General features: G+C 40.5%; 19 protein-coding genes. 12 read left to right on the forward strand and 7 right to left on the reverse strand.

All coding sequences use genetic code 11. The features are described from left to right. Positions 1 to 56: 56 nt before the first annotated feature. From OCV30_RS07145 to rmf, 4 genes are all read left to right on the forward strand, one after another. The gene (locus OCV30_RS07145) at positions 57 to 275 is read left to right on the forward strand and encodes a glutaredoxin family protein (RefSeq protein WP_009846663.1); all 219 of its coding nucleotides are present in this window, start codon (positions 57 to 59) and stop codon (positions 273 to 275) included. Beyond that, positions 253 to 2,169: an ABC transporter ATP-binding protein gene (locus OCV30_RS07150; RefSeq protein WP_009846664.1), complete on the forward strand. Its 1,917-nt coding sequence runs from the start codon at positions 253 to 255 to the stop codon at positions 2,167 to 2,169. The genes OCV30_RS07145 and OCV30_RS07150 overlap by 23 nt, the downstream gene beginning before the upstream one ends. 9 nt (positions 2,170 to 2,178) lie before the next feature. Then, the gene (locus tag OCV30_RS07155; RefSeq protein ID WP_065678356.1) at positions 2,179 to 3,924 is read left to right on the forward strand and encodes a DUF3466 family protein; all 1,746 of its coding nucleotides are present in this window, start codon (positions 2,179 to 2,181) and stop codon (positions 3,922 to 3,924) included. A 162-nt stretch (positions 3,925 to 4,086) separates the two neighbouring features. Continuing rightward, positions 4,087 to 4,260 carry a ribosome modulation factor gene (gene rmf / locus OCV30_RS07160; RefSeq protein ID WP_009846667.1) on the forward strand — a complete coding sequence of 58 codons (174 nt, stop codon included), beginning with the start codon at positions 4,087 to 4,089 and terminating at the stop codon, positions 4,258 to 4,260. A gap of 338 nt (positions 4,261 to 4,598) precedes the next feature. Here rmf and fabA read toward each other — a convergent pair whose 3' ends face one another. Together fabA and OCV30_RS07170 are read right to left on the reverse strand one after the other, a co-directional pair. Continuing rightward, positions 4,599 to 5,114 (reverse strand): bifunctional 3-hydroxydecanoyl-ACP dehydratase/trans-2-decenoyl-ACP isomerase, encoded by a 516-nt coding sequence (gene fabA / locus OCV30_RS07165; protein ID WP_010440782.1) that lies wholly within the window; start codon positions 5,112 to 5,114, stop codon positions 4,599 to 4,601. A gap of 70 nt (positions 5,115 to 5,184) precedes the next feature. Then, the gene (locus OCV30_RS07170; protein ID WP_017099300.1) at positions 5,185 to 6,837 is read right to left on the reverse strand and encodes an AAA family ATPase; all 1,653 of its coding nucleotides are present in this window, start codon (positions 6,835 to 6,837) and stop codon (positions 5,185 to 5,187) included. Positions 6,838 to 7,026: 189 nt separating this feature from the next. Between OCV30_RS07170 and matP the strand changes: the two genes are divergently transcribed. From matP to OCV30_RS07185, 3 genes are all read left to right on the forward strand, one after another. After that, positions 7,027 to 7,482 (forward strand): macrodomain Ter protein MatP, encoded by a 456-nt coding sequence (gene matP / locus OCV30_RS07175; protein WP_009846670.1) that lies wholly within the window; start codon positions 7,027 to 7,029, stop codon positions 7,480 to 7,482. A 23-nt stretch (positions 7,483 to 7,505) separates the two neighbouring features. Beyond that, a complete protein-coding gene (locus OCV30_RS07180; RefSeq protein ID WP_012603889.1) occupies positions 7,506 to 7,814 on the forward strand; it encodes a DUF3634 family protein in 309 nt (102 codons plus the stop codon). Positions 7,815 to 7,918: 104 nt separating this feature from the next. Continuing rightward, positions 7,919 to 8,230 (forward strand): hypothetical protein, encoded by a 312-nt coding sequence (locus OCV30_RS07185; protein ID WP_065678357.1) that lies wholly within the window; start codon positions 7,919 to 7,921, stop codon positions 8,228 to 8,230. A gap of 158 nt (positions 8,231 to 8,388) precedes the next feature. On the opposite strand, the gene OCV30_RS07190 is transcribed toward OCV30_RS07185, so the two are convergent. Next, positions 8,389 to 8,991, reverse strand: a complete 603-nt coding sequence (locus OCV30_RS07190) for a DUF2971 domain-containing protein (protein WP_065678358.1) — start codon at positions 8,989 to 8,991, stop codon at positions 8,389 to 8,391. 353 nt (positions 8,992 to 9,344) lie between these two features. Continuing rightward, a complete protein-coding gene (locus OCV30_RS07195; RefSeq protein ID WP_065678359.1) occupies positions 9,345 to 9,944 on the reverse strand; it encodes a porin family protein in 600 nt (199 codons plus the stop codon). 234 nt (positions 9,945 to 10,178) lie between these two features. Here OCV30_RS07195 and OCV30_RS07200 point away from each other — a divergent pair, with 234 nt between their 5' ends. The 5 genes from OCV30_RS07200 (at position 10,179) to OCV30_RS07220 (ending at position 13,465) form a co-directional block, all read left to right on the forward strand. Next, positions 10,179 to 10,424 carry a type II toxin-antitoxin system Phd/YefM family antitoxin gene (locus OCV30_RS07200; protein WP_065678360.1) on the forward strand — a complete coding sequence of 82 codons (246 nt, stop codon included), beginning with the start codon at positions 10,179 to 10,181 and terminating at the stop codon, positions 10,422 to 10,424. Next, a complete protein-coding gene (locus OCV30_RS07205) occupies positions 10,412 to 10,543 on the forward strand; it encodes a M15 family metallopeptidase domain-containing protein (protein ID WP_261879040.1) in 132 nt (43 codons plus the stop codon). Before OCV30_RS07200 ends, OCV30_RS07205 begins: the two co-directional genes overlap by 13 nt. 279 nt (positions 10,544 to 10,822) lie before the next feature. Continuing rightward, complete coding sequence (locus OCV30_RS07210; RefSeq protein WP_065678361.1) at positions 10,823 to 11,380, forward strand: SLATT domain-containing protein; 558 nt, start codon at positions 10,823 to 10,825, stop codon at positions 11,378 to 11,380. A gap of 3 nt (positions 11,381 to 11,383) precedes the next feature. Further along, entirely contained in the window at positions 11,384 to 12,724 is a 1,341-nt protein-coding gene (locus tag OCV30_RS07215; protein ID WP_065678362.1) for a reverse transcriptase domain-containing protein, read from the forward strand. 372 nt (positions 12,725 to 13,096) lie between these two features. Continuing rightward, on the forward strand, positions 13,097 to 13,465 hold the full coding sequence (locus OCV30_RS07220) for a phage protein (RefSeq protein ID WP_065678363.1): 369 nt from the start codon (positions 13,097 to 13,099) through the stop codon (positions 13,463 to 13,465). Between the two features lie 102 nt (positions 13,466 to 13,567). Here the strand turns inward: OCV30_RS07220 and OCV30_RS07225 are convergent, their stop codons facing one another. The 3 genes from OCV30_RS07225 to OCV30_RS07235 form a co-directional block, all read right to left on the reverse strand. Then, positions 13,568 to 15,841 carry a hypothetical protein gene (locus tag OCV30_RS07225; RefSeq protein ID WP_065678364.1) on the reverse strand — a complete coding sequence of 758 codons (2,274 nt, stop codon included), beginning with the start codon at positions 15,839 to 15,841 and terminating at the stop codon, positions 13,568 to 13,570. Positions 15,842 to 16,196: 355 nt separating this feature from the next. Then, the gene (locus OCV30_RS07230) at positions 16,197 to 16,382 is read right to left on the reverse strand and encodes an antitoxin MazE-like protein (protein WP_065678365.1); all 186 of its coding nucleotides are present in this window, start codon (positions 16,380 to 16,382) and stop codon (positions 16,197 to 16,199) included. Positions 16,383 to 16,668: 286 nt separating this feature from the next. Further along, positions 16,669 to 16,842: a hypothetical protein gene (locus OCV30_RS07235; protein ID WP_167351939.1), complete on the reverse strand. Its 174-nt coding sequence runs from the start codon at positions 16,840 to 16,842 to the stop codon at positions 16,669 to 16,671. Positions 16,843 to 16,870 lie beyond the last annotated feature (28 nt).

Raw genomic sequence — 16,870 nt, forward strand, 5'->3', positions numbered from 1 at the left:
TATAAGGATATAGCGTGCTGACTCTCTACAGTACAGAAGGGTGCCATCTATGTGAGATGGCATTCAAACTCACGGAACAGTTAAACATTAGCCATCACGTCAACGTTGTCGACATTGCATTTGATGATGAGCTCTTTTCCCGTTACGGGGTCACTATTCCGGTGCTCAAATTTGAAAGCTCTGACTTTTCTCAAAGCTCAGAGCTTAACTGGCCATTTGGCTTGTTAGAACTTAATGATTGGTTAAAAAAGAATGGCATTACTTACAATTCATAACGGGCAATTAGCGTTTGGCGATCACCCGTTATTAGATCGTGCGGACTTTGCACTGCAAGAAAACGAACGTGTGTGTTTAGTAGGGCGCAATGGCGCGGGTAAGTCTACGTTGATGAAAATCCTGTCAGGGAACATCATCATGGACGACGGTAAGATGCAAATCACACAAGATGTGGTTGTATCTCGCCTTGAGCAAGATCCACCGCGTAACGAAGAAGGCACCGTTTATGATTACGTTGCTGGTGGCCTAGCGGAAATCGGCGAACAGCTGAAGATCTATCATGATCTTTTGGATCTCATTGGTACTGATCCTAGCGAAAAGAACTTAAATCGTCTTACTCGTGTGCAAGAGCAGTTGGATCATGCCAACGCATGGCGCTTCGAAGATCGCGTAAGTAACGTAATGGCGGCGCTTAAACTCACTGCCGAAACAAAACTGACGGATTTGTCTGGTGGTTGGCAACGTAAAGCGGCGCTTGCTCGTGCGCTTGTATGTGACCCAGACGTGCTTCTACTCGACGAACCGACTAACCACCTAGATGTTGCGACAATCGAATGGTTAGAAGGCTTCCTGAAAGACTTCCGTGGTTCAATCATCTTTATCTCCCATGACCGTGCTTTCATCAAATCGATGGCAACTCGCATTGTTGATCTTGATCGCGGCAAGCTGAGCTCGTTCCCTGGCGATTACGAAAACTACTTACTAGAGAAAGAAGAAGCGTTACGTGTCGAAGAGATGCAGAACGCTGAATTCGATAAAAAGCTTGCTCAAGAAGAAGTGTGGATTCGTCAGGGCATTAAAGCTCGTCGAACGCGTAACGAAGGCCGTGTACGTGCACTTAAGAAGTTGCGTGAAGAGCGCATCAATCGTCGTGAAGTGCAGGGTAAAGCGGTTATTCAGATCGATGATGGTCAACGTTCAGGCAAGATTGTATTCGAAGCAGAGAATCTTAACTTTGGCTTTGAAGGCAAAGAGATTGTTAAAGATTTCAGCTTCAATATTATGCGTGGTGATCGTATTGCTCTGATCGGCCCTAATGGCTGTGGTAAGAGTACCGTACTTAAACTGCTTCTTGATCAGCTGAAGCCTGATTCTGGCCGTCTGCATTGTGGTACTAAACTTGAAGTGGCTTACTTCGACCAATACCGCGAAATCCTAGACCCTGAGAAGTCAGTAATTGACAATCTAGCGGATGGTAAGCAAGAAGTGACAGTAGGCGGCCGTGAGCGCCATGCACTTAGCTACCTACAAGATTTCTTGTTCTCTCCAAAACGTGCTCGCACTCCTGTGAAGGCACTGTCTGGTGGTGAGAAAAACCGCCTGTTATTAGCTCGTATTTTCCTTAAGTCGAATAACTTATTGATTCTCGATGAGCCAACCAACGATCTAGATATCGAAACTTTGGAACTTTTAGAAGATTTGCTTGCCAACTATCAGGGTACGCTTCTTTTAGTGAGCCACGATCGACAGTTTGTTGATAACACGGTTATGACAAGTTGGATTTTTGAAGGCAACGGCGTTGTTGAAGAATTTGTTGGTGGTTACCACGATGCTCAGCAACAAAGAAAGCAGGCTATAGAGTACCGACAGGTTGAAAAGCCATCAAAGCCAGAGAAAGTAGTTGAGGAAACTCCCAAAACTGCGCCAGTTAAGGCTAAAGCTAAGAAGTTATCGTATAAGCTACAACGAGAACTAGAAGCGCTACCTTTGCGTTTGGAAGAATTGGAAACTCAAATTGAAACTCTTCAGGAAGAAGTCAACGATCCTAGCTTCTTTTCAAAATCTGTAGAGCAGACACAACCAGTATTAGATAAGCTATCTGCAGCAGAGCAGGAGCTTGAAGTTGCTTTTGAGCGCTGGGAAGAGCTCGAGGCACTACAACAGGAAAGTTAAGAAGTAATCATGACTTGTAATAAATTTAAATTAACAACAGTTGCAGCCTTAGTTTTGGCTGCAACTAACGCGAATGCTGCACTGTACAAGGTAGTTGAAGTCGCGACTCCTAGCTCAATTGTCGGAGCTTCTGAAACGTTTGGTGTCGCGATTCAACCAGCGGCGGTTGCCGGAACTGAAAGTTGTTTTACCAACGCTACTATCGGTGGTGTCGCATGCGATAGCTTTAAGCTAGCAGGTGAAACTCGTAATTCGCTTGAAGCCATTAGTTACCGTGAAGAAGTTCCTTTTGCTATGGATGCTGTCTTCCAATATTTACAAGAGTTCGATGACTTCAAAAACTATTGTAACCGTGAACTAAGATATTCCACATGTGAAAGCTGGGCGAAAACTCGCTGGGAAGATACTTGGTTTAAGGAAAGAAACAACCTGAGTTATGTAAATGCAAAGGCATTTATAGAAGGCGGGGCAATACTCGATACTCGCAATACAGTGATCAACTCCCTTTATGTGAACGACGCATCAGAAGTTAAGCCTTTAGGTATCAAATCAGAAGGTAGCATTCGTAATAACGCAATCTTTACAACGTCACCAAATGGGCCTGCAGGATCTTCTGAGACTCGTGCATGGAAAGCTATCAAAGCAAGTAATGGTACTGTTTACAATGTAGGTAGTGTGTCTACTAGTGAAACCATTACGGAGACGTCAACGCCGGATCCTGTATTTAGTTCAAAAGCTGCTATTTGGGATGGTACGAATACCAAGCAAATCGATTGGACTCGTGGTGGAACTGCTAGACAAGGCGATTACTATGCTCAAGGTAGCATGCGTTCAATTGCCGAGTCCGATACCAAGTTTTATGGCGTAGGTTACAACACTGTTGATGGTAGTGGCGATCTACAAGATATGAATGCATCTGTATTCATCAGTAAATCTTTGGACTTAGCTGACAGCACGAATACTTGGACGACCAAATCAATTGAGGGGGCTAAGGTCAACTCTAACTCGTCTAACGATTACAAATACAGTAACTCTGTAGCGACCGATATCAACAAAAACTTGTTTGTTATTGGTAACTCTAAGCGTAATGGTCGAGTACCTGAAAGTGGTAGCGCGGGAAGTAAGATGTTCGTTGTGACTGATGCTTCAGCTGCGACTCCAACAGCGACATACCTAACAGGTGGTATCTTCTTTGCTGGTTCGAGTGGTGAAGCTAAAGCAGTTAACAACTTCAATGAAATTGTTGGTCAAGTTGACGCAGAAACAACGCGTGAAGTTGATGGCAGTGAGCGTAGACACCGCGGCTTTATTTATCCATATCAAGCAACGGGTACTGACCCATCAAGAATTGATCTGTTTCAGAACAAAGCTTGGTTTCTAGATGATCTAACTAACGACGGCAACGTTGCTGGAGAGAACAACAAGTTCCGAATCATTGATGCTTCAGGTATCAACGATGCGGGTGTTATCTCTGCAACAGCTATAAAATGTATGATCGATACAAATGGAGACGGTAGAGGTAACGATGAACGAGCCTACGATACAACGTCTCACAACTCATACTGTGCTGGTGCTGCGTCTAATGCAGTAGAAGAGGTTGTTGCGGTTAAATTGATTCCTATCGAAGGTAAAGGTAAGAGTGATATCCAAGCTCGTAGTACTGATACAGCAAAGGTCGATCGTAAAGGCGGTAGCTTAGGTTGGTTCGCTTTGACTGTACTCGGCTTATTAGGGTTCCGTAGAAAATTTAAATAATTTCATCTCTTGAGCCCGAGTTCACAATTCTGAATTCGGGCTTTTTTTTCGCCTTGAGAAAAGTGAAAAACTGGTCGATTCTTAAAGTTGGAGTCACAAAAACTCCGCAAAGTTGTAATCATTGTATGTTAGTAAATAGAACACCCGTATGAGGACTGCACTATGAAGAGACAAAAGCGTGATCGACTAGAACGAGCACAATCTCAAGGCTACAAAGCTGGTATAAACGGTAGGTCACAAGAAGCTTGCCCATATAGCCAAATGGATTCTCGGTCTTATTGGTTAGGTGGTTGGCGTGACGCCAAAGGTGATAAGCAATCAGGTCTCTATAAATAGATAGGGCGGAACATATTCAAAGATCAAGGCTCCATTGTTGTACAGCAGTTGGAGCCTTGTTAGTTTCTGAGTGGGTATATAAGTTAGATAAAATAAATGTAATAGCGCAGAGAGCCAACACTTTAAGCTGATACTGATACTGATACTGATACTGATACTGATACTTATAGTGGAATACACAGTTGCTGGTGGACTAATACAGTACAGTTTCGGGACAAGAAAGTTTGTTTAACCAGCACACCCAAGTGCACTATAACTAAATATGTTGGAGTAAAAATAAAGCAGCCAATGGCTGCTTTATTAAAATCTAACTGCGTTATTCTAACGAAACAGTTGGATTAGAATGCTGACGTATCTTGGAAAAGGCCAACTTTCAAATCTTTAGCAACATAAATCTCTTTGCCATCAACAAGTACGCGACCATCTGCAAGGCCCATAACTAGGCGACGGTTAACAACACGCTTCATGTGGATTTCGTAAGTCACTTTTTTCGCAGTAGGTAAAATTTGACCAGTGAATTTCACTTCGCCTACACCTAAAGCACGGCCTTTACCTTTGCCGCCAACCCAACCAAGGTAGAAGCCAACAAGCTGCCACATTGCATCAAGTCCTAGACAACCAGGCATTACTGGGTCACCAGGGAAGTGACAGTCGAAGAACCATAGGTCAGGAGTAATATCCAGTTCAGCAAGAATCAAACCTTTACCGAAATCACCTTCAGTCTCAGACATTTTAGTGATGCGATCCATCATCAACATGTTCGGTGCTGGTAGTTGAGGACCTTCAGGCCATAGTTCGCCTTGGCTTGATGCTAGAAGATCTTCGCGAGTGTAAGAATCACGTTTGTTTTGCATTATCAATTACTCCAATTTTTGATAGGTGCATATTAGTGAACAGGTGTACGCTAAACAAGTCCGATCAGTACTAGACAAACCAGTTTTTAATGCGTCCAACAATTCCAATAGGGTGCTCATGTCTTTCAAAGTTTTCAATACGTTCCGCAATTTTGCTCAGAACGCTTTCTTGTTCATCGTCTCTAAATGGTTTGTTCATAATAAGAGGAATAGCTTCATCTACATTAGAGACAGACCAAATATGGAATTCTTTGTTTTTGATGCTTTCAATTAGGTCTGGCTTCAGAGCAAGGTGTCTTAAGTTAGATCTTGGAAGGATCACACCTTGTTCGCCAGTTAACCCGTTGTGTTTACACACATGATAGAAGCCTTCGATTTTCTCGTTTAGCCCACCAACTGCTTGTACACGACCGAATTGGTCGACAGCACCAGTTACCGCTATTTGTTGATTGATAGGGTATTCCGACAAAGCACTGACCAAAGAGCAAAGCTCAGCAAGAGAAGCACTGTCGCCATCAACTTCGCAGTATGATTGCTCAAACACAACAGAAGCCGCATAGGGCAACGGATCTTCAAGGTTCAACGCGCTGCTTACAAATGCTTGCATGATCATCATACCTTTGGCGTGAAGGTTACCACCGAGTTCCGCTTTGCGTTCAACGTCGGCAATATCACCATCACCAAAGTGGATAACACATGAAATTCGGGCTGGTTCACCATACGATACTGGGTGTCCTGGTACATCGATAACCGTCAGACCATTAACTTGTCCAACTTGTTCACCCTCGGTTTCGATAATAACTTGGCCATCTCGAATATCATCAAGAGCACGTTCAGGTAAGTACGATTCGCGGTTGTATTTGTGTTGTTGTGCTTGCTGAATATGGTGACCATCAATCTCACCATGGTCGGCTTCAATCAAAGCTTCGTTCAATAACGCATTGTGCCAAATCGGGCACAACGGTATATAGCTTTGGTCTTCAGTTTCTCTTGCTCCAGCAGTAAGAATGCCTGTCACCGCCTGTTGCGTGATGTTTGGCAGTTCATAACGTTGTTGGAGCCATTTAAGGTAACCAAGATATTGAGTCAACGTCTCTTCTGTTAGCTTTATGTCTTGTTCAATTTCACTGAATAGGCAGAAACCGGTTTGAATATCACTGTCTAGGTAATCAAGATCGCCGAGTTGAGCTCGGTCTCCAACCACAATCAACTTAATATTGTAGGTAAGCGGTAAAGATGGAGATTGGTTTAAGTGTTCAGGGTTGCTACTGATGGGTTCTACGGCCTCACCAAGAAGTGCAGATTTAAGCAGTAACCAGCTTCCCGGGTTTGCTAGAATCAAGTTGGCTGAAACAATCAGATAACCATTGTTCGCTCTAGCCAGTAAGCCAGGCTTTGTCGCAACGACTTGGCCGTCTTTTGATTGAACTTGGTCAAACAGAGAGACAGCATTTAAAGACTCAGTTTTTATTACTGGTAACGTGTGATCATCTAGAGCAGTTACTAAAGATTCAACAATCATTTGACGATAGATCGAATTGTCCGGAGCGTTGACAAGTAAAACACGCGAAAGGTTGGACAAGCGGACAAAGCGGGTTAGCGCATCGTTGAATCTATGTTGAATGTCTGAAAATGGGAAAGGCGAGATGTCAGGGAATTGCTCTAATTGAGCGCTATATTCGTCGTACTGAGGCGTAACATGTCGCCAATCTACTAGAGTCATTTAAGTTTCTGATTATGATAATGAGGTAGGGAGTATATAGAAAAACCGATCTCGCTTGTAGCTCTATGTTGTAGTTACTAATCACTAAGCTAATATAAGTATGATCTTGGTCTATTCTTTCAAGACAACAATTGTTAAATAGCCTATTTTGGGTTACGCTGTCACTAGGATTAACTCTCGAGATTAGACATGAAATATCAGCAACTTGAAAACTTGGAATGTGGTTGGAAATGGAACTATCTGGTCAAAAAATGGAAAGAAGGCGAGTCGATCACCTGCCATATTGATTCAAGTGAAGCTGACGTTGCTGTACAAGCCTTATTGAAGCTTGAACACCAACCAACAGGTGTTCTTGAGTGGATATCTGACAACATGTCTCCTGAGCTCGATAACAAGCTTAAGCAAGCGATCCGAGCTAAGCGAAAGCGTCACTTTAATGCTGAACAAGTTCACACCAAGAAAAAATCAATCGACCTTGATTATCGTGTATGGGAAAAGCTATCCCAGCGTGCGAACGAGCTAGGTTGTACGCTATCAGATGCTATTGAGTATTTGGTGAGCGAAGCATCTCGCAGTGAACAGGCCAGCAAGACAGTAACCAATCTTAAAGAAGATTTAAGCAAGCTCCTTTCTGACGATAAATAATCATCAACAGTAGTGGTGACATTATGATGTATGTAATCTTAATCGGTGCAGCGTTGGTTTTTTGGTTAGTCGCGGTTGATAGGCCGGTATTGAAAATCAAATTTAACGATGGGGCGATCGAACAAGTTAAAGGTCATCTTCCACCCAGCTTTAAGCACAACCTTCAAGAGATTGGCCACAACAACACTTTTAAAGGTGAATTAAAAGTGTACGCGAAGCGTTCTGGTTATAATCTCAAGTTCACAAAGGATGTACCTAAGAACGTGCAACAACGTATTCGTAATGTATTCCCGCATAACGGCTTCAAATCTAAAGGCTCAAAGAAGGCGTAATGGTCAAGAATTACGTCTTATCTTGTCAATCTTCATACTAAGTTAGTTCTTCGCTTGCCTTAACCATCGTCATACTGTTCTCAGTTCCAATAACGGAGAACAGTATGAGATATCTAATCCTTTTGTTGTTTTTTTCATCCCCAGTCGTATTTCCCGATGATGCATTGGTTAATCCGGTAGCCAAAAAAATCAAAGCCACGGTCATGAAAGGACTAAAAAAGAGCAATGTTGAAATTGATGGTTATTGTGACCTGATGATTGAAATGAAGCACTCCAAAGGTTACACAAAAATCAAGAGAGTGAGAACGTCCGGCGATAGTAAAGCTTGTAGACAGGCGAAACAGCACTTACCAACCAAGAAAAAGTTCAAATACAGTTTTCCAGAAAAGTTCATCCGACTTCATATCACAAACTGACCATTATGATGCACTATAACTAAATAATATTAATTTGATTGACTAAAACGTCAATGAATACGAGTGAATTACGGTGATCTGAGTTAGATGCCAGTTTGTTGCACTGTCACTTGATATGACAATATGTCTCGTAGGGCGTTCATTTTACTGATATCTATTTAACCGAAGGTGCCAAATGTACACGAATCTTGTTTAGCGACAGCGTGTTTAACGGGGATGCCGAGGTGTTGGCAAGTCATTAGTACCTTTAGTTTTCTATCGGCAGGAGCATGTTCTGAGAGAATCACAGAGCTTATACACTCTTTATTCAGATACAGCTTGTTGCCAATAATCTCTTCATTGGGCAGTACCCAGCGATATTCTTTTTCGTAACGCCAGTTTGAATGTTTGATTCCAAGTACGCTCGCGGCTAATTTCGATGCTTTTAAGTCAACTAGCGAAGGAGAACTAAGCATGCTTGGGTTGTCAGCATACTGAACTTCAAAGCAATTGAGATCTGCCTCACCGTGATAACAGTTAAGATCATACTCAATACACATACCTTTAAAGTTATCGCCATACTGAGACCAAAGTATGGGATGGTCATTCGATTGAGAGAAGCACATAACCTTGAAGTCATTCTGAAGTTCTTTGTTGAACAGGTGATGAGATTCAAAAGGGTTATTAAAGGTCTTAGCGGAATCAAACCACAACGAACACTCGGATATCGATTGTATGTTTCTATCGTGAAGAGATCTGAACTTATAAAGTTTAGGCAACATACTAAACACCTGGTTTACAAATTTATCTGATGTTAACACTATAATTCATAATGTAAGCGTGAATGCATAGTGTTTGCTTGCTTAGTCACCAAGTTTAATCATATAACTGATTGATAGATCAAAATTTAAACACGAAATAGCAGCCTGTTTGAGTGATTTATCTTGCAATAGCGCTGGCTTTTTAATAAGTTGCAACGTAACTTTATATTGGTGGAAGAATAGGTCTATATTTGGAGGCAATGTAAAGGAAGTTAAGTGAACCAATAGTGGCAAATCCGACCTCAAAGAGATCGGACTATTTGCAATGTTAGGCTAGTTGACCGCAATCAATTGGTCTAGCCATTGAAGGAACTTTAGAAATGGTATCGTGCACCAATGTATGCTGTTTTGGATGAAACATCGATGGACTCTATTTCAATATGTGCAGAGCGGTAACCGATATGAACGTCGATGTTATCGGTAATTATTGCGCCAAATTCTCCACCGATTTGGTAAGCGGCCTCAGATTCAGAAGCTGAGAGCCCAAAGGCTTTGATTTCCGTATCAATAGATCCAACGCCTGCTAACAGGGAGACATACAAATCCAAGACGTCGCCTTTAACGATGAATTTAGGTTTAACATTCACGAAGAAGGCTTGGCCTTCCATATCCATCATTTGAGCAAAGTTAACTTTGCCAATTTTTCGGTACTCCGCTTCTAATCCTAGCTTTACTACATCGTGTGTATTGAACTCATAACCGCCAACTAAGTTATAACTCAAGTCAGCTAGATCAGAAGAATCTTCAATTTTGCTACCGCGGTATTCTAATTCGGTTTCATTATAAAACCCGATATCTACACCTGCATAAAAATGACCAAGCTCTTTAGCTGCTGTGTCATTTTCATTAGCAAGCGCGTATGAACTCATGCCAAAAGCGGTGAATAGTGATAGGGCAACCATACCGATTTTCATATTAAGCCTTTTATATAATAAGTTATTGATTCCTTGAATACCTTACCAAATGTAGAGCTTTTAAACTAATAATGGTTTTGTGTAACCATCTGATTTTATGAACTTATTATCGACATAAACATCAATAAGAAGCAACATGATTTGATTTTAGCCGTATCGCTTTATATTTACACAATCAACACATGTAAAAGGGATACAATGGTATCACTTTAGTTTTCTATTGGAGTCATTCTCATGCAAGACGAGCTTGGAACTTCCCTTAAGCGTCAAGCGATCAAAATCATTGTCGAGCTACACGATACAAAAGAGCCCGCATTGATCACCGAGCATGGCAAACCTTCTACGTATCTCGTGGATGTTGACGAGCAAAACCGCTTGGCTATCCTGGAAGGGATCGCACGTGGTGAGCGTGCTATTTCTGAAAGTAAGGCTCTGAGTCATGAAGAAGCTAAAAACAAGATGTCAAAATGGCTGAAGTGATTAGCAAAGCCTTTAAACAGGCGGCTAGGGAGCTTGAAGTATCAATCATTTGGGCCGGTGACAGGAAGAGCTTAAGAGATGGCCCGCACGTTGAATCGTTTGGTGTAATGCGCAGTTAATGGCGAAACAGTGCTCCTTTGCTTACTGCACTGGAAACCAAAAGACGAGCTCAATCACTTAGTTTGACTTTTTTATTACAACGAATCATAAGTAGTTGCATAACAATTAGGGGTATATATAATCTACGCGTGAGGCGGACTGGCTTGCCAGTCATCCAGCAATGGGTACTACTAATTTTGAGAGGTTTTACCTCTAGTTCCTCGAACTAGTCTAGCAATAGGCGTTACTTATTATTACTAAAAACGACGCCTCACACTCTTTTCTCTGGAGGTGATTATATGTCTTTTAAAGACACAGTATGGTGGACTAGAAAGGCAAGAATCCAAGCTGCCAAGCGACTCCAATCTAATGACTTTGCTTCACAATTAATTCTGCTCTGGTACTCATCTTTCACGGTTTGCATGTCAATTTATGAACTAAAAAAACCTACAGACAGTGGTGATTTCGCAATTGTCATGGTTATCCTCTCCGTTCTAATATTATGTGCATCTCTTTATATAAGTAACCGGAATTTTAAAGAGCGAGCAGTTTCATTAAAAAATTGCTATGAGCATTTAAGTGAACTGGAGGGTACTCTTCGTAACCCTAGTTGCAACCTAATCCAAGCTAACTCTGACTATAAAACAATTTTAGGTAGTTCAGAAAACCATGAAGATATAGATTTTAAAAGTGCTTTGATCAATGAGTGGCTAAATACCTCTAAAAAAGATATGGGCACACTAACAAGAGTTCCAACTATACCTAATGTAATTGAAGTAATAGCTTTTACTTTTGGAAAATACTTAATCCTTACAGCCTTTGTAGGTCTGCCATTTTTGACTCTTTTAGTCAGGTAATTCATGAAAGTAATAACAGAATTCAACCGAACATTTTCGTTGGATAATCTTAATAACTTGTACCAACAACACATCGCTACTTCCTATGCTACTGGTATAGATAACATGAATCATCAAGTCTTTAGAGAGATGAAAGATGAGCAAGTTAGTATTATTGAAAGGAAGGTACTGGAAGGGAGCTACTCGTTTACCAAATACAAGCTAAAACTAATTAGCAAAGGACGTGGAAAGTCACCTCGTGAAATATCTATACCCACAATAAGAGATAGATTGGCTCTAAGAGCGTTATGCGACTTCCTCCAAATCAGGTTTAAAGATGATATCAACTTTGATTTACCTCAAAACGTTATTAGAGACGTTAAGACTGATATGTCTACAGGGCAGTTTGATGCTTTCATCAAACTTGACCTTTCTAATTTTTACCCGTCTATAAATCATCAGCTACTATTACAACGTTTAAGAAGACGCATTAGAGATAAAGTAATACTGAATGTAATAGAAAGCTCGATAACAGCTCCAACTGTACCCAAGCCTCATGCTTCTGACCGTTTAAACGAAAAGGGCGTCCCGCAAGGCTTATCAACCTCCAACGTACTTGCTGCAATTTTCCTTTCAAATCTAGATAAACGTTACAATACTCGAACAGATATTGCTTACTATAGGTATGTCGATGACATTCTAATATTGTGTAAAAAAAGCGATTGTGAATTGATTGCCGAAGATGTGATCGCTCAGTTCAAACGCTTGAGGTTAAAAGTTCATGACCCAATTAAAGCTCCAGATAAGTCTTCAATAGGAGTTATTAGTGATGAAGCCTTTACATATCTTGGTTATCACTTTGAAGAGCAGTTTATATCTGCTCGAAGTGGCTCTGTAGACAAGTTAAGAGAATCCATTCTATCTATCTTCTCAGGTTATAAACATTCGAAATTGAAGAGCCAAGAGTTCTTAGAGTGGCGACTAAACTTGAGAATAACTGGCTGTATTTTCAATAAAAAATCAAAAGGGTGGTTATTCTTTTTCTCAGAAATAACAGATAAAAAGCTATTACACGAACTAGATGCATTTATCATGATGCTGTGTAAGCGATTTGAAGTAGACATTAAACCTAGAAAGTTCACTAAGGCTTTTTATCAAGTAAAACATAAGAAATATGATTCCAAGTATATTCAAAATTTTGACCTTTATAATCACAACGAGATGGCTGAAATCTTGATTAAATACTTTAATAAAAGCACCGAAGGAATGTCTAATGAGGATGTTGAAATTGCTTTTAAGAAACGTGTGGCGAAGCAAGTAAAAGAACTAGAGACAGACCTTCTAGATTTTGGCTACAAAGTCTAAATATATTACATTTACTTAAACTTGTGCTTACGAAGAATCCTTGGTGGTTCATCAAGCGTTAGATATGACGGACACTCAAGCAGAGAATCTCAGCAGCATCAACTCGACGTATCCGTCGCTGACACACATCTTCAATTACTTTAAAACGATTGATCTCTGAATCACTCATAGTCACCAGCATGTTGTTATGTCCATAGCGTTACCAATATCAATTAAGTCTAGTGGTGATGAGCTAAAGGGACATTTTAATCTGGCTCAAAAGTGACATTACTATCTGGGGCTTACAAGCCAACTGCGTATTATGTCTGCTTATGTTCAATGCTGCATATCTTATCATTACAGTGCAACCTCTTGTATTTAGAGGTTTTATCTGTGAAGTGCCGCGAAATGAGTAAGAATTACATTTTTCGAGAGTTAGAGTGCCAAATGACCAAGGAAGAGGTCGCGGAACTGTGTTTTAAAACTGTGAGGACGGTCACGGGGTGGGACGAAGGAAAACCAATACCGCCTGAGTGCAAAAGGCTAATGAGAATGGCAAAAGGTCGAGAGCTAAGCATTAGCGAAGACTGGATACAGTTCAAAATGTTATACGACAGTATGGAGTTGCCGACAGGCCAAGTGGTGAGGCCACAACAAATCTTAGCAGGGATAGCGCTTTTGGGGATTCAGTCTGAATTGGAGATTAAAACTTCAACGCATCTGCTTGGTCTTGCTAGGGCTATTGCAAATATAAAGAAATAAAAAGTTGGCTTTTAATCTGAAGTAAAGTGTAAAGAAGGTTCAGATATTATAACTACTGTAGAAAAAAGAGCCCTTATCAAGGGCTCTAATTTATTACAAATACTAATCTACTGATGACAGGACTCTATCTATCGAAGTGATGTGTGTATCTTCGTCATAATGCTCTGCTTTTAAGCGATCGCACAATAGCCTTGTTTTAGTTGAAATCCTACCTTTATCATAGTCTTTCCATTCATCAACTCGCTCCAAGACTTTATGAAATACTTTGTCTGGTAGACGGTTACCCATTTGTATCCCCATAACAGAAGGGAATATGTTCTTAAATGTTTCTCTTACTTCAGCTACGCTTGGAGCTAAGGAGAAGAAATTAAGAATAAATTCAGGCCTCATTATAAATTTAGACCCTTCAGCTTGAACCATTTCAGAAGTTACTCGCTGAATCCTAGATTCTTGTGTTAACCACCAAGTCTGATAACCAAATTCTGGGAACGTAGAATATTCTTTATTTAGTCTGCGCTGACCATAAACAGCATTTATTGTTAAAGAAACGTCTTCAGCTAAATCTGCATGACCATTTTTGACATCAAGTATAACTTTAGCAAGATCGCTAATTTTTTTAGGGTCTATACCTTTCGCAAGTTCCTCTTTAGAAATGTATTCCATACCAAATTGTTGAGTGATGTAGCCCTTAAGCTCTTCTTTACCTGTTGCGTAGTGTAATTGATTCAATGTCACGAACTCAGAGGTGAACTGCTGCCAACTTTTCGTATAGCCTTCAGACTTTGCGTGATAATAGGTTCGAATCAAAATCTGCTGAGATTGACGAGCAAGGTGATCAGGTAAGTATGCTTCTCTTGGTTGAATATGATTCTTGAATTCATTATGAGTAACAATGAAATGCTTAATTACACCATTTAACACAGACTCTGAAAGAATTAGTGTTATTCCTGCTTCTTGTGCCATAGCAAACATGTTACGAGTCATTTGATTTTCTTTAGATAGAAATCTTTCTGATATAGCTCGAATGATCAAATCCGTACCCACGATTAATCTAAAGTTAGCTGTAGCTTTCTGGAAGTAATCAACGACCCGAGGCTCAGCTTGTAACGTGAATAACAAAATATAAGTGCGTGAAAACTTGTTCAAGAGTAAGCGTTGTGCTTCGGTACTCTGATAGAACATTTTTCTACTAACTTCGCAAATTAAGGGTTCTATAATATCTTTTACCCTATGGTCTATATTCGCTTCCTCTATTGCATCTTTTACTCTGTCAAAGACTGAGTTCTCAATTAGAGAGTCGAATTCTTTTTCTGATTGACTACCATTAAGGAAACTTGAGCAGTTAAGTCCCTCACGCTCAAAAAAGAGCTGAGCCACTCGGATAGCTAGCGATGCAACTAATTTCCTGTGAGTAGGATTCAAATCAGAGAGAAGATCCATTGCTACTATTTCACTTTCGACATCTAAGTGAAGACTTTCTTCTACTGCCTTTTCTTCTGCAATTTTGCTTCGAGTCTCAAAAGGAAGGCAATACTTATTTATGTGTTTTTTACTTTTCTTGCGACCAAATGTTGCCTGAATAGGTTCTTTGTGAAGATTGATTTTTTTACCACCAACACTGCCTTTATCGACTAGTTCTTTAAGACGTGAATCTAGTAAACCTCCGACAATGTTATTAGCCCAGGGAATGTTTGTTCTGATAAATTCCACTATTTGTTCACGAGTCATGAATAAATCTTGGTCAGGGTCAGTATCATTCAATGCCCATAATATGAGGCTATCAGCAACAGTTTTTGTTAAGTGCTTGTCTTGCTCTCTGTTTTCAACTTGTTGTTGTAAAAAAACATAGACTGATGGATGTTCTACATGCTCAGTTTTCCTAACACTTCTACCGTTATCAATATCTTTCAAAAAGTCGGTAAATCGAGCTAAGTGGGTGTAATAAGCTTTTTTAGTAGCTTCGCTGTGGTTAATGTGGGAGAGAATCCATTTTGCATCTCTAATGCGCACAAATACATCGTGTTTATCAGTCAGAGTTTCTTCTTCTTGGTCAAATACGCGAATTGTTTGAGATGTCACGTAAGTTAGTCTTCTAGGCGCACGCCCAAACTCTTCTAAGCGATCAATTGTTTTCTTTATCTTTGAACGGTGATTCTCTTCGATAGATATTTGATAAAATATTTTACTATTGTCCACACTATATAGGCCGGGTTCTCTAATGCCATCGGCTCCGCCATCATTAGTTCCGCCTACAGGGATGAAATCTTTACCTTCAAAGGCAGCCAAAAAATCATTGGCGAAATCTTCAAAAGGGAATCCCTCACAATTATCTAATGCAATTTGAGCAAGTTTTACATTAACTTCATCTAAAGCCATTCTGTATGTCCTTTGAAACATAAGGTTTAATTACAGTAACCTTAACATAATGATAAGTAAGGGCAATATGGCTAACTATATATAACTGTATATAAGTCGTGTTACATAAAGTTTTGTAAGCTAACTTAGACATAATCCAACAACTAAAGAAAGAGCGTTGGGTGTGATAGTTACGTCGAATTTACCCCCGTGATACAACACGGGGGTTGCTGCTCACAGCGTCGCGTTCGCTGTTCAGTCCTCACGACTCACGCTAAGCTGTGAGCAGAATGAAGCAAAACAAAAAGCCCCACAGTATTGTGAGGCTCAGGAGGGAAGAAGGAATGTTTCTGGTGTCACCAGTGACTTAGCTTATTTAGTGCATTGAAACCATACGCCCAGTATGAATATCTTTAAGAACACCAACCGTCAGGTTTTCATGATCACACATGATAGATGTTGCTTGCTTAACGTCAGACTCTCTATCTTGAGGAATCCAAAGAGTCACTTTTTTAAACCCTTTAGCTTTCATTTTATCTTCGTATTTTTTATTTCTACTCATCTAGAAACCTCCTTATGCAAAGTATTTGATCACACTCGATCAAACTGTGCAAGGCTCACTTCGTTCAAACACTGGCGCACTACGTTTGCGAATACCGCTGAGGAGCACTGGCGCTGTAAATCATCGAGTAAAACTATAACCACCAATTAAGACTCAACAAAGCCTACCCAAGTTTAAAGAGCGCCTAGCAAGATGACGGGGTTTCGTTTGTCTCTCGAACGCCAGCTGCGCTTCGCTGATTATCGCTCATCAAGCTGAATCGACCCCTTAACATGATCATGTTCGCTTATCCCTGCGGGGCTTTTCCGTTCGTTGACCCAAAGCGCCTAAGAACCCGACCGACAACAGCGCAAACCAAGTCATAAAAAAACAGCGCTCCTAGAACACCGATAAACCCATAGATAGCAAAAGCCTGAGCAATCATTGTGATTTGGTCAGCCGTTAACGTGACACTTTCCATTTAATACCCCTATACAAAATTTGGTTGT

The organism is Vibrio atlanticus (assembly GCF_024347315.1).
GTDB lineage: Bacteria > Pseudomonadota > Gammaproteobacteria > Enterobacterales > Vibrionaceae > Vibrio > Vibrio atlanticus.